At 35.3% G+C, this 14,765-nt stretch carries 19 protein-coding genes; 6 read left to right on the forward strand and 13 right to left on the reverse strand.

All coding sequences use genetic code 11. The features are described from left to right. The 7 genes from LVY74_RS17210 to LVY74_RS17240 form a co-directional block, all read right to left on the reverse strand. On the reverse strand, window positions 1-366 hold a 366-nt coding region (locus tag LVY74_RS17210; RefSeq protein ID WP_237816083.1), incomplete at its 3' end, for a helix-turn-helix transcriptional regulator. Between the two features lie 298 nt (window positions 367-664). Further along, the gene (locus tag LVY74_RS17215; RefSeq protein WP_237816084.1) at window positions 665-970 is read right to left on the reverse strand and encodes a helix-turn-helix domain-containing protein; all 306 of its coding nucleotides are present in this window, start codon (window positions 968-970) and stop codon (window positions 665-667) included. Beyond that, window positions 954-1,274: a transcriptional regulator gene (locus LVY74_RS17220; protein ID WP_237816085.1), complete on the reverse strand. Its 321-nt coding sequence runs from the start codon at window positions 1,272-1,274 to the stop codon at window positions 954-956. Before LVY74_RS17220 ends, LVY74_RS17215 begins: the two co-directional genes overlap by 17 nt. Before the next feature lie 96 nt (window positions 1,275-1,370). Further along, complete coding sequence (locus tag LVY74_RS17225; RefSeq protein WP_237816086.1) at window positions 1,371-1,604, reverse strand: DUF6500 family protein; 234 nt, start codon at window positions 1,602-1,604, stop codon at window positions 1,371-1,373. Window positions 1,605-2,066: 462 nt separating this feature from the next. Then, complete coding sequence (locus LVY74_RS17230) at window positions 2,067-2,369, reverse strand: hypothetical protein (RefSeq protein ID WP_237816087.1); 303 nt, start codon at window positions 2,367-2,369, stop codon at window positions 2,067-2,069. Between the two features lie 3 nt (window positions 2,370-2,372). Beyond that, window positions 2,373-2,684 (reverse strand): hypothetical protein, encoded by a 312-nt coding sequence (locus LVY74_RS17235; protein ID WP_237816088.1) that lies wholly within the window; start codon window positions 2,682-2,684, stop codon window positions 2,373-2,375. Between the two features lie 21 nt (window positions 2,685-2,705). Then, window positions 2,706-3,359, reverse strand: a complete 654-nt coding sequence (locus LVY74_RS17240; RefSeq protein WP_237816089.1) for a hypothetical protein — start codon at window positions 3,357-3,359, stop codon at window positions 2,706-2,708. A gap of 2,221 nt (window positions 3,360-5,580) precedes the next feature. Between LVY74_RS17240 and repM the strand changes: the two genes are divergently transcribed. Both repM and LVY74_RS17250 read left to right on the forward strand, forming a co-directional pair. Continuing rightward, complete coding sequence (gene repM, locus LVY74_RS17245) at window positions 5,581-6,507, forward strand: replication initiation protein RepM (protein ID WP_237816090.1); 927 nt, start codon at window positions 5,581-5,583, stop codon at window positions 6,505-6,507. Window positions 6,508-6,571: 64 nt separating this feature from the next. Beyond that, entirely contained in the window at window positions 6,572-7,099 is a 528-nt protein-coding gene (locus LVY74_RS17250; protein WP_237816091.1) for a plasmid replication DNA-binding protein, read from the forward strand. 3 nt (window positions 7,100-7,102) lie between these two features. Here LVY74_RS17250 and LVY74_RS17255 read toward each other — a convergent pair whose 3' ends face one another. After that, on the reverse strand, window positions 7,103-7,324 hold the full coding sequence (locus LVY74_RS17255) for an antitoxin (protein ID WP_237816092.1): 222 nt from the start codon (window positions 7,322-7,324) through the stop codon (window positions 7,103-7,105). A gap of 125 nt (window positions 7,325-7,449) precedes the next feature. On the opposite strand from LVY74_RS17255, the gene LVY74_RS17260 reads away from it, so the two are divergent. Next, window positions 7,450-7,608 (forward strand): hypothetical protein, encoded by a 159-nt coding sequence (locus LVY74_RS17260; RefSeq protein ID WP_237816093.1) that lies wholly within the window; start codon window positions 7,450-7,452, stop codon window positions 7,606-7,608. A gap of 175 nt (window positions 7,609-7,783) precedes the next feature. Here the strand turns inward: LVY74_RS17260 and LVY74_RS17265 are convergent, their stop codons facing one another. Further along, a complete protein-coding gene (locus tag LVY74_RS17265; RefSeq protein ID WP_237816094.1) occupies window positions 7,784-8,251 on the reverse strand; it encodes a hypothetical protein in 468 nt (155 codons plus the stop codon). A gap of 105 nt (window positions 8,252-8,356) precedes the next feature. Between LVY74_RS17265 and LVY74_RS17270 the strand changes: the two genes are divergently transcribed. Beyond that, window positions 8,357-11,779, forward strand: coding sequence for a hypothetical protein (locus LVY74_RS17270; RefSeq protein WP_237816095.1), 3,423 nt, complete (start codon window positions 8,357-8,359; stop codon window positions 11,777-11,779). A 76-nt stretch (window positions 11,780-11,855) separates the two neighbouring features. Here LVY74_RS17270 and LVY74_RS17275 read toward each other — a convergent pair whose 3' ends face one another. Both LVY74_RS17275 and LVY74_RS17280 read right to left on the reverse strand, forming a co-directional pair. Further along, a complete protein-coding gene (locus LVY74_RS17275) occupies window positions 11,856-12,170 on the reverse strand; it encodes a BrnA antitoxin family protein (protein ID WP_237816096.1) in 315 nt (104 codons plus the stop codon). Beyond that, on the reverse strand, window positions 12,157-12,444 hold the full coding sequence (locus LVY74_RS17280; RefSeq protein WP_237816097.1) for a BrnT family toxin: 288 nt from the start codon (window positions 12,442-12,444) through the stop codon (window positions 12,157-12,159). The genes LVY74_RS17275 and LVY74_RS17280 overlap by 14 nt, the downstream gene beginning before the upstream one ends. Before the next feature lie 274 nt (window positions 12,445-12,718). On the opposite strand from LVY74_RS17280, the gene LVY74_RS17285 reads away from it, so the two are divergent. Together LVY74_RS17285 and LVY74_RS17290 are read left to right on the forward strand one after the other, a co-directional pair. Beyond that, on the forward strand, window positions 12,719-13,129 hold the full coding sequence (locus LVY74_RS17285) for an NUDIX hydrolase (RefSeq protein ID WP_237816098.1): 411 nt from the start codon (window positions 12,719-12,721) through the stop codon (window positions 13,127-13,129). Window positions 13,130-13,310: 181 nt separating this feature from the next. Then, window positions 13,311-13,802: an AAA family ATPase gene (locus LVY74_RS17290; RefSeq protein ID WP_237816099.1), complete on the forward strand. Its 492-nt coding sequence runs from the start codon at window positions 13,311-13,313 to the stop codon at window positions 13,800-13,802. Window positions 13,803-13,898: 96 nt separating this feature from the next. On the opposite strand, the gene LVY74_RS17295 is transcribed toward LVY74_RS17290, so the two are convergent. Both LVY74_RS17295 and LVY74_RS17300 read right to left on the reverse strand, forming a co-directional pair. Continuing rightward, window positions 13,899-14,189, reverse strand: a complete 291-nt coding sequence (locus LVY74_RS17295; protein WP_237816100.1) for an addiction module antidote protein — start codon at window positions 14,187-14,189, stop codon at window positions 13,899-13,901. 1 nt (window position 14,190) lies between these two features. Further along, the gene (locus LVY74_RS17300) at window positions 14,191-14,487 is read right to left on the reverse strand and encodes a type II toxin-antitoxin system RelE/ParE family toxin (protein WP_237816101.1); all 297 of its coding nucleotides are present in this window, start codon (window positions 14,485-14,487) and stop codon (window positions 14,191-14,193) included. Window positions 14,488-14,765: the final 278 nt, after the last annotated feature.

The following is a 14,765-nucleotide window of genomic DNA, read 5'->3' on the forward strand; positions in this document are numbered from 1 at the left end:
AAGTTTTTTTAATCTTGATTTTGTAATATCTAACTTTTCACAAATATCTGTTATAGATAAAAGATAATCATCCTTAATATCAAAACTCCGGCTCGAATAAAGTTCTTGAATAACTTCACCTTGCATATTCTTTTCTTTATTAAGAGTTTTAATCCACTCATTAATACTTGAAGTTAACCATCTTGGAGCTTTGGTGCCATATACGTAGGTAAAACATATAGGAAATCCATTTTTTGTAAATCCTCCCATTTTCTTTGCTTCAGAGTTCCATCGGCGAATAGTTCTAATAGAAACACCTAACTTTTGAGCTAACTCCTGAATAGAAATTAAAGGTTTTTCCTCAATTAAATTTAATGTGTGACTCATTACGTAGCCTCTTTATTTTTTATCAATATAAATTATATAACCTACATTTGTCCTCCACGCACCATACATTTGTCCTCCACGTACCATACATTTGTCCTCCACGTACCATACGTTTGTCCTCCACGTACCATACGTTTGTCCTCCACGTACCATACGTTTGTCTTCTAAACTTATACGCTTCGTATAATACTGTTTATATTAGGATGTTTAATTACTTTACCTAAAATTAACATAATACACCTTATGCGAAATCAAAAATGGGGCGACATTAAGCCCCATTTTTTGTTAAATATTTCAATTATCTAAGTGCTTCTCTAACAAAAGATGGATCTTTGATAAACAATTTAATTAAAGATTGCGCTGCCTTAGATGGCTTGCGTACACCTTGTTCCCAGCTTTCCAATGTGCGTACAGAAACGCCCAAGGTGTCTGCAAACTGGCGTTGACTTAACTCTGATTTTTGTCGAGCCAAAGCAACATCTGTCTGTGTAATGATGTGAGTTTTTACGGGTGTATTTGCCAGCATCTCATCTACAGCCATCAGTAACTCGGCACCAATATCTCGTTGAGCATCACGGCTTTCAATATCATTGAAGCGATTCATTTAGTTTCTCCACTAAAGTACGTAGTACTTTCTTATCGAGTTGATCAACAGCAGACTTTCCATAAATGGTAAGTAACCAAATTTGTCCATTCGCTAAACGGTTGTAATAAATCACTCTGACACCACCGCTTTTACCTGTTTTTCCTGATCCCCAACGAACTTTACGTATTCCACCTGAATGAGGTTCTACATCACCAGCTTCAGGGTTAGATGCAAGAAAGATCTTAAACTCGTTGTACTCTTTTTCTGTCCAATAATCAGAATAAAACTTACTGAACAAAGTAGTTTCACATATTGTATACATCGAGCTTCCATATCAAGTACTACTATGTAGTACCGTTATTCTACTACATAGTCGTATTTATTCAATGTACTTTTGCTCAATTTTATATAGACCCAATTATGTTGGTTCAGACAAAGATTCATTTAAGATAAGCATCTTAACTTTTACAGCTTTTTCAAAATGATCAAGTTTATGTTGCATGATCCACCAATGGGCAGCTTCCATTAACAGCTCAGGATGATCATTTTTATTTTTAAAGAAAGCATAGAAAGATAAACCCACGTTATCGCCTTTTTTCTCAATTTTTTCATTACATCCATCAATAAATATTTCTCTTAATTCTTTTCTCATATTTTAGCAGTACACCTTAAACATCATTTTTATTGAATGAAATCTACACAACAGACAGAGATACTATAATTTAAATCATTAACTTAGAAAAAAATTCTACGGAAGAAACACAAATAAGAAAAAAGCCCCAACATCCTGTTGGGGCTTCTTCGTATTTGCGTCCTAGGGTTAACTCCTGTCATCCCTCACGATCCTGATGCGAGAACTTATTATTTTTGTTTGATGTTCCGGAACATCCTGTTCCTCAATGAGTTCAGAATAAGAAATTTGATCAGGCTTGAATAGGGGACATTGTCCGCTATCCGTGTGAGATATGGCTGACATCAAAAGGTTTGAATAAATCTGAATAAATTGGCACTATATGAACCACATACCTGCCATGCCTCTGAATAGCCTGACTATTGATGCACAAATTGTGCAGGTTTTTTTTTGCCTCCAAGATTTAACACATTAAACAATGGCTTAAAAACTGTCCTGAAAGAAATAAAATCTCAAACCTAAAAAAATCGCTGCAACTATGGCAGATACAACCGCCCCACCGACTTTATTGCCAAGGCTATTTTTCGAGAAAAGAAAATAGCCGGTACCGACCAGCATAAAACAACCCACCGACAAACAAATTCGGGCCTGAGATGGCGCAAATTGAAAGATGGCACTGACTGCCAACTCAAAAAACAGCGCCACCGCAAAAAACATAGTAAACGTGGCAGCCGCCACAATAAAACTGTGCTTAAAATCTGCTAAAAACATCCCATTGTTCTGCATAGCTCAAACCAAATATTGATTAATTAAGTCATTATATGTTTCACGATTGACCTGACTTTTGCCTAACTGAAGATTTGCAGTTTCGTACAATCTACGTAAAACGGCATATTGAAAAAAATCATCCGCATAATTACTTTGCCGTGGCAAATAATTCAACGCCAGCGGCACGTAATAGTCCATTTTCCTGAAATTCTTAGCAGTTTTTTTATAATGATAATTCACCGCATCCACCAGTAACCGTCCCACCTGATGACGATTGCCCTTAAACACCGAATAAAACCTCAGCACCTTGTAAAAAGCCTCTAAATTTGACATCGCAAGACTTTTGTCAGGATTCTAGATCAAGGCATTCATCATCTCAAGATATCTTTTCTTAAAAAAATACAGGGTTGGCTCATCATATCGCCATGTCCACGTATAGTTTTTGGCACTTTTCTCGGACTGCGCATAAATTTTTGATTTTTTACTGGAATGCGAAAGCCGGACCAACTCCATTTGAGCCGACTGCACAAGATTAATTTTTAAAAACGGCTTCTGTAGCACAAACTTAAACTTCTCATGATCCTGATAATACGCCTGAATCAACCGAATTTGCTCTTGTTCAGATTCACGATTCCAATCCGCTTGCACCTCTGCAACCCGTTGCTGGGGAATCTTCTTCAACTCAACATCACTCTTGGACAAATTGTACTGATGACTTTGCGGAGTGGTAATCAACAGCCAAAAATCAAAAATATCCTGCTGGGCACGTTTCTGAATCACCAAATCAGCAATTGGCTGTTTTTTCACATTCAAACGATAGGTTCTTTGACGCGCATTCAGATCCAAAGAATACTTCTGGGTCAATTTATGCAACAACTTTTGAATCTTATCAAAAAATAAAGTGCTATCACTTTCAACCGCAAAATGACTATAGAAATATGCCCCATTTGCCACCTTATCAGCAATCTTTTGAGCGGTATAACGACTATTCGGACTGTACTGAATCATTTTATTGTCACCAAGCAATATTTATAGAATTGTTATCAAGCAATATTCTAAATTTCAAATTGTCATTCAGCAATATTGAAAAACCATAGAAGCCTTATTTTATAAAGCTTTTCGTGGCGAAGCCACTTCAACCCGTGCCAAAGGCACGGGTCAGGCAGCATCGATGAAATTTGTCATTGTGCAATTATGTGGTTCCTTAGTAACGGAATTTACACCCCTTTTTGTTTCGTTTATAGTCGGCTTATTCATTGACTAAAGCAGTCTGACCTACTGCCTGACCAAACCGCTTGTGGCGAATTTGAGCAGGCGACAGCCTGCTTAAAGCCATGTTTTTTTAGATAGCGCACAATTCAAAATCAGCCATTTTGAATTGACCGATTGAGCGTACTACTGGAGAAATCCCGTTCCGTACGATCTGATGGGCGCTGAAGGTTTGAAATAACCTTTTTCGATCCAATCCGCTTTTGCGGGGTTGGGCGACAAGGACACGGGAGCCTATAAACGGACTGATTCATTCAGTCGGGGAAGTGGTCGCAAGGTTAGAAATAGCCTTGCTAGATGGTTGTTTACATCGAAACCCTGTTTTAACAATAACCGTGAGAATCTGACAGGACGTTAAGATTCGCTAAAAACGGCAATGTGTTGCGGTAAATGCACGTTGGAAACAACGGAAAGCGCAGCTCATTGGCACAACTGATGGCGTTTGAGGTAACCGTGAGGTTACAGGGGTATGAGGGGAAACCTAGAATACTCGGCACCTTGAAGTGAGATCATCTCAAGCAACAAGGGTCAACGGATAGCTTAAACAGTATACATGGGGAAGCATAAACCCCAGACACGTGTAGATAAAGAGCCATACGCTCTGATTTTGTCTCTAGATCATATCCACCAATATTCAAGGAACCGCGGGGTGGGGAAACAGGAAGCATCGACAGACAAATGAGCATTGGCGTTCTCATCGCGAAGATCGTTAAAAATAACTTGGGAATCTCTTATCCGTGCTGTCATGGCATTGGTTAGGTGAAGAGAGGGAGAGAAAATGAGTAGACCGTATAAGCCTGTAACGGTGAAATCGGGGCAAGTTGTATTTGCTAAAACACATTGCGAACGCTGATGACATTGGCAATGCCATCAGATAAAGGGAGTGATGCTGTTATCGAAAATTTGAGTCGGTTGTATGTAGTTATCTAAAAAAGCGCAACACCGCTAAAAATGGTTTGGTCACCATTGCGTTCCAGTGGTTCGAGATTGGTCTCTCGAACAACACTGGGACTAAGCAAATTTCAATGAAAGAAAAAAAAATACGGCAGCATAGTCTTGTGTATTGCATGATTTTTTTCATAGTCTTCAATTCTAATTAATTGAATATTTTTACTTTTTTTAGAAAAAAATGCGGAGTCCATCGTAAAGACGAGTTTTTACCTTTTTTTAGTAACAAAAAGGGCGTTCAGCGATACCAGCTCAGGCAAGTCAAAACTTGGGTCGATAAGTTGCGTAACTTTGCGTTAAAAAAATACACGGCAGGGGTATGACTGACAATCATACGAAACCCTGACCGTTGTCTTATCCTCAATACGCATAGTTTGCGATTTAAGCCCCTTGAATCAAAATAATGTAGGCAACCCTCAAAAAACTTGAAATCAGGCTGTAAGGCGCGATTATTTGCATCTAGATAGCATTCATGAACGAGTGTCTACGAGTGACACAACTCAAATTCGCTCATCCCTTCTCTGAAAAACCGCTTTTGCTTTTTCGACATTTGAATATTCTCAGTCGGTGGAGATCCGATGCTTGTGCTTTTCAAAAAATACGAGCATTGCGAGTTCATCATCGCTTTTGATCTTGCTTCTGCTTTTAATTTTGCTTTTTTCAAAATCACGAAAACAGTAACCAAAAAATTGCCCCAAGAATCGAGTGAAACGAGATTCAATAGAGTTTGAGCGCAGCGAAAACATAGGGCAATTTTAATGCCTTGGGGCTTTTAATTATTTTAAATGCTTTTAAATGCTTTTAGACAGGCTCTAAGCCTTATATAACAATGGTTTCAAAGCCTATATCCCCACGTTTAGTTACCTATATCCCCACGTTTAGTTACCTATATCCCCACGTTTAGTTACCTATATCCCCACGTTTAGTTACCTTTTACCCACATCATTTATCTTGCGGTTAAACCCACAATAAAATAATATGTGGGTAAAACCACGTTTTATTACCAATAATTATGTCAAAAGAACTAGTAGTTAAAACAAATCGATTGAACCAAGCCTTTCAAACACTCTCTCTTTCTGAATTACATATTGTTCAACTTGCTATTGTTGATGCCAGAGAAACAGGTACAGGATTAAGCACAGATACTCCTCTACGAATTGATGCTTTACGATATGCAGAAGTGTTCAATACAACTCGCCAAAATGCTTATATGCGAATGAAAGAAGCAGAAGAAACATTGTTTAATCGTAGATTTAGTTTTTTTGATGAACATGGAAAACTTGTAAAAAGTAGATGGATTCAACAAGTTAGATATCTTGATGATGATGGTGCAATTGAAATTGTTTTTACTCTGGCTGTAGTTCAAGGAATAAGTAAAATCGATGGTGTTAAAGAATTTTTTACCCAATATCTATTAAGTCAAACAGCGCAGCTTAATAGTGTTTATTCAGCACGAATCTACGAATTACTTATTCAGTGGCGGAGCACAGGAGAAACTCCAATTTTTGAGCTTGATACTTTTAGAGAACAATTAGGAATTGGGATCAATGAATATCAACGCATGGACCATTTCAAAAGTCGTGTATTAGAGTCTGCAATTAAAGAAATCAATGAAAAAACTGACATTACTATAAAATATAAGCAACATAAAAAAGGGCGTTCCATTTCAGGCTTCTCATTTACTTTCAAGCAAAAAAAATCCGCAGCGAAACCCACCAAAAATGTGGAGATTACTTTAGAAGAACGTGCTCTTAAAATGACCATCGCTCAACGTCATTTTTTTGCGAATAAACTCTGTCGATTACCAGAGCTAGGGAAACTTTCTCAAGGGACAGAAGGTTTTGAACAATTTGCAGTAAGAATTGCTGAACAATTAAGTGATCCTGTGAAATTGAAAGCATATTTACCCTATCTTGAGCAAGTTGGATTTACAGCTTAACGGTCAATTGACATTGTCAACTTGACAGTCAACTATTAACACAAGTTGACAGCTAGTTTACATCATGAAAAAACTATCAGTTTCAGAGTTAGCAAAGTTATATGGTTTTTCAAGGCAAGCTATATATGCTCATATAAATAAAGGAAATTTATCTAAAGGATCAAATGGATTAATTGACTTTTCTGAGGCAATTCGAGTTTTTGGAGAACCTCAGATAAAAGAGTCTTTTGTCAATCAGTGTCGATCAATTGACAGTCAACAGTTGACAGAAGTTGACATGCTAAAACGTCAAGTTGACATGCTTGAAAAACAATTGAATCAAGCTTTACTTAGGGAAAATCAATCCTTAGAACGGGAGTCTTTCTATCAAGAGCAAATTGAGGCAATGCAACGTCTTTTAGAAGCTCCTAAGTCCAATATGACTACGTTTACCGATCAGAATCCAGTGCAGCCAGCTGAACCTGAACCAATGACAAGCACAGTAGAAGTTGAGACATCAGAAGAACCCAAACGCTACCCAGTACCTGAACAAGTTGAAGTACAAGCTGAACCAAGGGGCTTTTGGAGCCGGTTTTTCAAGCCATACGGCTAAACACTACAAAGGAGGTTCTCTAGGTATGTCCTGTTCACGGTCAGCCATGAAAGTTTCAAATCCTTCTGAATCACCATGCTCATTGAAATAGTCTGCCCATGTCAGCGGATTCTCGCCATTCGGACATTGACGAATGTAGACCTCTTGGCCTTTGAAATGATATTCCTTGGGTAACTGAACAGCCTGACTCTGCCCAATCCTAAAAACTTTGGCGGTATGACTCATCTTCTCCCTCCAATACAGGCCCATCACCCCACATTAAAAGATCAACAGTAAAATACATCATGCTCTTTGTAACGGACATCTTGCGGCATAAAATGGTCGAAAGATGAGATTTTTAGAGGTGTTGAATGTCTAACCCTGTTGACCAAGAAATTGCTGAATCGGCAGAGGCCCATGATGAGGATCTCATCATTGCCCTTAGCCAGCATCTTCCCAGCGTAAAAGTCAGCGATCCCCAGTCTGCCCATGCCTTTTTAGAAGACGATGGTGGGTACTCGGATTGTTGAGCTGAGCTAAGCAAAAGGTAGGGAAAACGGTTAAGGAACAGGCTTATTGCGTGAAAAGTACAGTAAAAAGCCCGATTCTCTAGAACTGGGCTACAATACAAACTATAAGACACTGAAAAACAAAGAAAAACAGAGTTGATTTCGTATAAGGCGTATTATGTTAATTTTAGGTAAACTAAAAATTTTCAAATTCTTTTGACAGTAGAAAAATTTCACCATTTTTTATTTCATATTGATAACAATGAGTATGACATTTATCTGTTCCATACCACTGGTTATGCTCATAATAAAACAAACAATTTGGAAGTTTCTTTACATCAGGTATGTGTAAATGAAGCTGTAATTGCTTATTTGACCATTTCATTTGTGTTAATGGATCTATCACATAATCAGCGTTGATTAAATGACGTAACTCTTCTGATAATTTAGCTAATGGCTCTATTTTTGATGAATAACTGTTTTGAAATTTATAGAAAAAAACAAAATTATTGTGCTGTTTTAGAGGATCATCCATTAAAAGAGATGTCTTAACTGCATTAAATTGTTTTGATGAATAATGTGACATATATGCTATTTTATCTTCGTAATGAACACGACTAACTAAACCATGTGAGAAATAAACTATTTTATCATGTGAATCCATATTTAAACTCTCGCAAGTGTTTCAATAAATTTTCATATTTACAAAACATCATTTTACATTGAAAATTAGGATTAAATTTTAAAATTAAAGTAGTTAACCAACAAGATGATGAACTCAGAATTAACAACGGAATGGGAAAAAGAAATATTTTATCAAGGAATATTAGATGGTAAAAGTTTATTAGAAATAGAACAATTTATTCAAAAACGCCGATTAGGGTTTAGTTTTGAAACATGGCTAGGGATTTGGCGTGGTTATACAGGTGTAGCATTGCCTGCGATTATATGTAATTTGTATGATACTGCACAAAATCTAGAACAATTAAAAGTGTTAGATGCGATGATGATATTGGATGCACAATTATCTGATTTAACAAAACAAAGTATCAAAAATTTAACACAGGGTTTGCAAAAAGTTGCACGAGATATTCCAATGCATGAGGCTTTTCATAAAGATAATTTGAGTGATGCCTTAGAAGGTTTAAAATTTTATGTAGAACAAAATCAAGAAAATATTGATTGCACTGATTTTGATTTAAATTTCAAACTAGAAAATTTTTTAGGTTATATCTCTTTACAGTTTGGTCATATCCTTGCAAAAAGTGTAAAACGAAAATCTGATAATTTGGCATTGGTAAAAATTTCCTATCTATTAGATAGTTTACAACAGATGCTGATTCATCAAGATGTATCGACAGAGTTCTTTAGTCGCTTCCTTGTTATTTTGATGGATAATCTAAATGCTGCTCTTGCTTATGAAGAGGAGCGTATTGTACAAATTTTAGCAACACAAAAATTATTAGAAGAGCGAAAAAATCTTAAAGCGCAGATTGATTTACTAATTCATCAATATAAAAATGAAATTACACGCCAAAAACAACATCAAAAACAACATCAAGATAACCAAAAATATATTGCACGTTTACAACGTGAATGTGGGCAATACAATACTAAATATCAAAAAGCCATAAAGGCAAAAGATGATGCAAAGGCAGAAAAAATTACTGTGCTTATTCAGCAGTTAAAACAAAATATTGAAAATTTAAAAAATCCGGAAGAGATTTTAATAGATATTGTTCAGTTACAACAGCTAAAACACGATGCCACACAAGCACAGATGCTTTTAAAACAGTATGAAAAAGTTGTGACTGAATCGCAAAAATTTGGTTTATCTCACTTCAATCTAGAGTTATTGGGCGCAGAGGCATTAAATCAGTGTTCATTTTCTGAAAAATGGCTAAAAACCATCGCTGACTTAAAATTATTACAATATTTCATGCAACAACAGATTGATGTTTTAAATGGTCATTTTACTGAGGTTGACCATAGTAATTTTACTTATAATTTACAACGAGATGAATACTTAAAAAATGCTTCGTTTTATTTACAACATTTTAAAACTGATTTAAGTCTTTATCCTTTTAGCCATAAGAGTTTTAAAAATTATTTGGCTATATATCTAAAAATTTTACCTCAACCAAATCCAATTGATGTAAAGATTGCGGGTTTATGTAAGATGTTGGAAGATTTTATCAAATCATATTATTTGATGTATCAACAACAACAACAATTAGATACGATTGAAAATATTATTCAGCGTTTTCAGGCGACTTTGACATGTTGTGAAGAATATTTGCAGTTGGCTAAAGTTCGCCATGAATTTAAAGCAATCGAAAACTTTGATCATTTTTCAGTGGAGTGTGATGTCGCACATATTCAAGTCGATGTACTTGAACCAATGCTCAAACAAATTGATGCAGATGTAATTGATGATGAATTATATGCTTATTTGCAACAAACTTTAGATCAATTAGATCAAGAAAATATCTTAAGTACAGAAGAAGTTGTACGTTTAAAACAACAATTAAACCATGAGCAACTTAAGCATTATGAAAAAATTATTGATTTTGATTTAGATGAATTTAAAAACTCAGTCATTAATAGTATTAACTCTGCACGTCGTTTTAAAAAGCTCAATCAGACTTTAAATAAAGATTATCAGCATCATTTATTGACCAATTTTGAACATGAAATTCGTGCAGTTTCATTAGAATTGATTCCAAATCAACATGAGTTTTATCGTTATTTACAAGATGAAGATAAACAACAACTCATCATGTTGCTCAAGCGAATGATCACATTAAATAATAGTTTTTCAGGCATGAATATCAAGATTGCCAGTACCTTGTGTTCTAAGCAACAACATCATTTTCAATTGAAACAAGATATCTTTGCATGGAGTTCAAAAATTGCAGATGATTATTTTTATGGTCTTTATGCTAAAGATGTGAGAAATAGTCATGAATGTACGATGAATTTTTTACGTCAGGCTGCAGAGTATTTAGGTGAGATTACATTAAAACTTGATAACTATCATTTATTGTTTGATTTTATTAATTTAGTACATTATTCATTGTCATGGTTTGTGCTGAACTATAGCAATTATGGTGGGATGGCATTATATAAAAATGCACAACCGGAAGTCATCTCTGAACGTGTCAAGATGCTTGGAGATTGCAGTCCACAAACAGCGTTAAAAACAGGTTTATTAATGTACCCACATTATGCCAAAGGTTTTGTTGATGAATACCAAACTTCGTTATTTTTAAATCATATTGATTTACGTTTCAAACCGTTTACAGCTAAATATTCATCACATCAAGAGTATCAACAACGTATTTTGGCACTAGCAATCGATTTGCGAGAAATGCGTCGTTTATTGGTTAAAAACTTTAAAGCCAGTGATAGTATTTTGGAATTGGATGTAAGTTTAACCTATTCAGAAAAAATCACACTTGGTGCAAAAAGCGATAAGATTTATGCGCTGTGGCAATGGGAAACATTTGGTGATGGTTTAGGGCGAATCTGTATTGGTTATGATCAAGATGATATGCACCAACAAGCCAATAAAGCATCACGTTTAGACGCAACTTATGCGCGTGTTTTACGCATTAATTGGGATGGTTGTTTATCGGCAGTAGAAACACCTTGGTTAGATATTAAAAATATGGAATTAGTCGGAGTAGAATCAGCTACAGATTTAAACCTATATCTTTTAGAAAAATTCCATGAGCTATTCTTTCAGCGTTATTTAGATATGGCGCAAAAAGTGAAGCGTCGTGTTCAAAGACAGTTGAGTGTCATTGATGTAGATGTATTTACTGAAGATTATCAAGATATTGCTTATGATCGTTATGATTACGATATGATGCAAATTCAAGAAACATTACAAAAATTTGATTTAAACGTAGAAGATGAACAACAGACACTACTGTCTGGGCGAACTAAAACCTATTTCAACCGTAGCTTAAAATCCAAAGATTTCTTTAAAATCTTACAAGATAAATTTGATGTTGTGGTCAGTTCAGGCAAAGGTAGTGAGGTTAATGTCAGTCGAGTTGCCAATGGTGGACGAGTACAACGTTTAGGGCATCATGGTAAAGTAGTTGAATATAATGCAGGTTTAATTCGTGGTGTACTCAAGCGCTTGAATATTTCTTTAGATGAATGGGTAAGAGAGTGTATTTAAGAGTCTTAATTAAGGGTTATTTTTGACATAAATCTCTTATGCGAAGTCAAAAATGGGAGCCAGTAGCTCCCATTTTTTATGAATGATTTTTCAGATCTTCTAGCATAGCTTCACGCAGAATTTTATTCATACGTGTCTGATAGCCTTTACCTTGAGCCTTTAACCACGCAAGCACATCTGCATCAAGACGAACAGAAGTCTGTTGCTTCACTGGACGATAAAATTGCCCATGGCGAACTGCATTACTCCAGTCAGTGATTTCGGGAATATCAGACAGATCTAATTGATCATCAGGCACAGTTCCCTTAGCAAGCAAGCGTTTAATTTCAGCATCTTGCTTATCACTGAAGTTTTCATTCAGCTCTTTGCGTGTATATCTAACCATGCTCATATTGATTGCGCTCCGCTTTGGTTACTTGTCTTGCACTAATGATTCGTATGATTTCACAGTCATCTTCATCAAAGATGGTATGAGCAACTAACAACATTAGTACGCCTTTTACCCTACCAATGGTTTGCCAACGCTCTTCGCCATTGGTATGTCTATCTTGGATTGAGATCCGCAGCGGATCTTCAAATACAAGGCTTGCAGTTTCAAAAGAGATATCATGCTTTTTCTGATTCTTTCGATTCTTAGCCTCATCCCATTCAAAATACTGTTCCATAAAAAACATTCAAATTTGTATATACAATAATGTATCACATAATTGTATCACTCAAGCTAAATAGAGTTTTTTTGGTCAATTTTTTTGGCAAAAGATTCCAGAATTGAGCATAAAAAAGCCGACATGTTTCAGAATTGGCTTTTTTACGGTTTTTTGATTTTTTGAAACTGATTAAGTTATTGATTTAAATGGGTTCTAACAATTGCATTTCGCATAAGCACCATTATGTTAAGTAAAGGTATAATTAGCTAATTTTTATATAAACACTTTGAACATGACTATAGTAGAAAAGGTAGTACCTGTCATATTTAGACAGGTAGATCAAAATATTGAAATATTAGTTTTTAGACACCCTATTGCAGGTATTCAAATTGTAAAAGGTACTGTTGAAGCTAATGAAAATTTAGAGAATGCAGCTATACGAGAGCTTTATGAAGAGTCTGGAATTTCATCTACAAGTATTCATTCTTATCTCGGTATACATTATCCATCTGAGTCAGGACCTAATTGGCATGTATTTGTATGCCATACAACAGAAACATTAAAAGATCATTGGACGCATTTCTGTAATGATGATGGTGGGCTAGAATTTAACTTTTTGTGGCATCCTCTTGCTGAAGAACCAACGGATGAATGGCATCTACTTTTTAAAGAATTACTAGAGTTTATAAAATCTAGATATTAAATTTTTCTAAAATTAACATAATACACCTTATACTAAATCGAAAATTGGAGTCTTAAGCTCTCATTTTTACTATATTTTTTTAAATTTCATATAATCGCCATTATGTTAAATGGGGGTGTTATATTTTTATTCCGCTTAAATTTTTCTTATAGTATTCATTAATCTAAATTATGATAAAACCATGAAAATATGTATTGTAGGCCCTTCTGGCGCTGGTAAATCAACTATTTCTAAGAAGTTGGCTAAAATCTTCGAGATCGAACAATATCAGTTTGATGAAATCTATTGGGATCTAAGTGGGGATGAATTTGTAAAAAATTCAGAAGATCTTATTGCAAAAGCAATTGAGGATATTTTAAAAAAAGAAGATTGGATAGTTGAAGGAGCTTATGACAAAAGAATGTCCCCTTTCTTTGTTGATTGTTCTTTGATTTTGAAAATGGAAGTACCATTTGGGTTAAGATCAATAAGACTTATTAGACGGTTACTCTTATCTAAAGTGAAAAGAAAAAAACCAAAGGAAACACTTTCTAACACTATTGAGCTTATTCGCTTCTCATATATTTTTGATAAGAAATTAAATCTTTTTTTAGAACAAAATATGTTTTCTAAGAAAGTTGTTAAGTTTAGAGATTTATCATCAAGTCTTGATGTGATAAAAAATAGACAATGAATATATTTAAATATTTCTAAAATTAACATAATGCACGTTATACGAAATAAAAAATGGGAGCTTTAAGCTCCCATTTTTACTATATTTTTTAATATTTTAGGCGTGTTGTACTGTGAGTTTTAAGCCTAAAGCATTCACTACACGATTAATCGTATCAAAACGTGGTGCTGAATCCTGACGTAGGGCTTTGTAAAGTGCCTCACGTCCAATCCCTGCTTCTTTAGCGATTTGAGTCATGCCACGAGCTTTAGCAATTACGCCAAGGGCATGAGCTAATTCAGCTGGATCATTTTCTTCAAGAACTATGTTGAGATAAATCAAAATGTCTTCTTCAGTTTTGAGTGACTCAGCCATATCAAAACTTGGTAAATCAGCGACTTTAACCATTTTAATCCTCCAATTTTTTCGATAATTTGACTGCACGATCGATGTCTTGTTGTTGAGTTGATTTATCTCCTCCACCAAGCATTACAATCACTACGTCACCATGTTGGATGTAATACATCCTCCATCCGGAACCGAAGAATTCTCTCATTTCCCAAACGCCATCTTGGAGAGGTTTAATATCTCCCCAATTTCCACGTTGAACCTTATCTAATCGACGATTCAGGCGGATACGAGTCATATTGTCTTTAATGCCATCTAACCATTCATCAAATTCTGGCAGACGTTTAATTTCAATCATGAGTATTCCTTCTCTTCTCACCATATTGTATTCTATCGAATACAATATGCAAGTAATCTATACGAACATCCATTAATTTCGTATAACAGCCATTATGTTAAATTGACAAGTATCTAGTGAATAACTCTAGTATTAAGTTTTTTAAAGTGATTGATGTTGTGGTTAGATCTTAGCCATAATTGCACCATTTTAGCTGACCAATGTGGTGATAAACCATTTTGCAAGTAACAGATTGGCTCAACAAACTTTCGACCCCCATAGTATTCAAGTCCCATCCT

This window comes from Acinetobacter sp. ME22 (assembly GCF_022012315.1).
GTDB classification, from domain to species: Bacteria; Pseudomonadota; Gammaproteobacteria; order Pseudomonadales; family Moraxellaceae; genus Acinetobacter; species Acinetobacter brisouii_A.

What these genes read in the sequence shown, in the direction of transcription:
- LVY74_RS17300 (WP_237816101.1), bottom strand. Translation starts at nt 14,487, where the DNA reads ATGATTGAAATTAAACGTCTGCCAGAATTTGATGAATGGTTAGATGGC.
- LVY74_RS17250 (WP_237816091.1), top strand. Translation starts at nt 6,572, where the DNA reads ATGAAAAAACTATCAGTTTCAGAGTTAGCAAAGTTATATGGTTTTTCA.
- LVY74_RS17235 (WP_237816088.1), bottom strand. Translation starts at nt 2,684, where the DNA reads ATGTCAAATTTAGAGGCTTTTTACAAGGTGCTGAGGTTTTATTCGGTG.
- repM (WP_237816090.1), top strand. Translation starts at nt 5,581, where the DNA reads ATGTCAAAAGAACTAGTAGTTAAAACAAATCGATTGAACCAAGCCTTT.
- LVY74_RS17260 (WP_237816093.1), top strand. Translation starts at nt 7,450, where the DNA reads ATGTCTAACCCTGTTGACCAAGAAATTGCTGAATCGGCAGAGGCCCAT.
- LVY74_RS17215 (WP_237816084.1), bottom strand. Translation starts at nt 970, where the DNA reads ATGAATCGCTTCAATGATATTGAAAGCCGTGATGCTCAACGAGATATT.
- LVY74_RS17275 (WP_237816096.1), bottom strand. Translation starts at nt 12,170, where the DNA reads ATGAGCATGGTTAGATATACACGCAAAGAGCTGAATGAAAACTTCAGT.
- LVY74_RS17285 (WP_237816098.1), top strand. Translation starts at nt 12,719, where the DNA reads ATGACTATAGTAGAAAAGGTAGTACCTGTCATATTTAGACAGGTAGAT.
- LVY74_RS17265 (WP_237816094.1), bottom strand. Translation starts at nt 8,251, where the DNA reads ATGGATTCACATGATAAAATAGTTTATTTCTCACATGGTTTAGTTAGT.
- LVY74_RS17225 (WP_237816086.1), bottom strand. Translation starts at nt 1,604, where the DNA reads ATGAGAAAAGAATTAAGAGAAATATTTATTGATGGATGTAATGAAAAA.
- LVY74_RS17230 (WP_237816087.1), bottom strand. Translation starts at nt 2,369, where the DNA reads ATGCAGAACAATGGGATGTTTTTAGCAGATTTTAAGCACAGTTTTATT.
- LVY74_RS17290 (WP_237816099.1), top strand. Translation starts at nt 13,311, where the DNA reads ATGAAAATATGTATTGTAGGCCCTTCTGGCGCTGGTAAATCAACTATT.
- LVY74_RS17240 (WP_237816089.1), bottom strand. Translation starts at nt 3,359, where the DNA reads ATGATTCAGTACAGTCCGAATAGTCGTTATACCGCTCAAAAGATTGCT.
- LVY74_RS17220 (WP_237816085.1), bottom strand. Translation starts at nt 1,274, where the DNA reads ATGTATACAATATGTGAAACTACTTTGTTCAGTAAGTTTTATTCTGAT.
- LVY74_RS17255 (WP_237816092.1), bottom strand. Translation starts at nt 7,324, where the DNA reads ATGAGTCATACCGCCAAAGTTTTTAGGATTGGGCAGAGTCAGGCTGTT.
- LVY74_RS17270 (WP_237816095.1), top strand. Translation starts at nt 8,357, where the DNA reads ATGATGAACTCAGAATTAACAACGGAATGGGAAAAAGAAATATTTTAT.
- LVY74_RS17295 (WP_237816100.1), bottom strand. Translation starts at nt 14,189, where the DNA reads ATGGTTAAAGTCGCTGATTTACCAAGTTTTGATATGGCTGAGTCACTC.
- LVY74_RS17280 (WP_237816097.1), bottom strand. Translation starts at nt 12,444, where the DNA reads ATGGAACAGTATTTTGAATGGGATGAGGCTAAGAATCGAAAGAATCAG.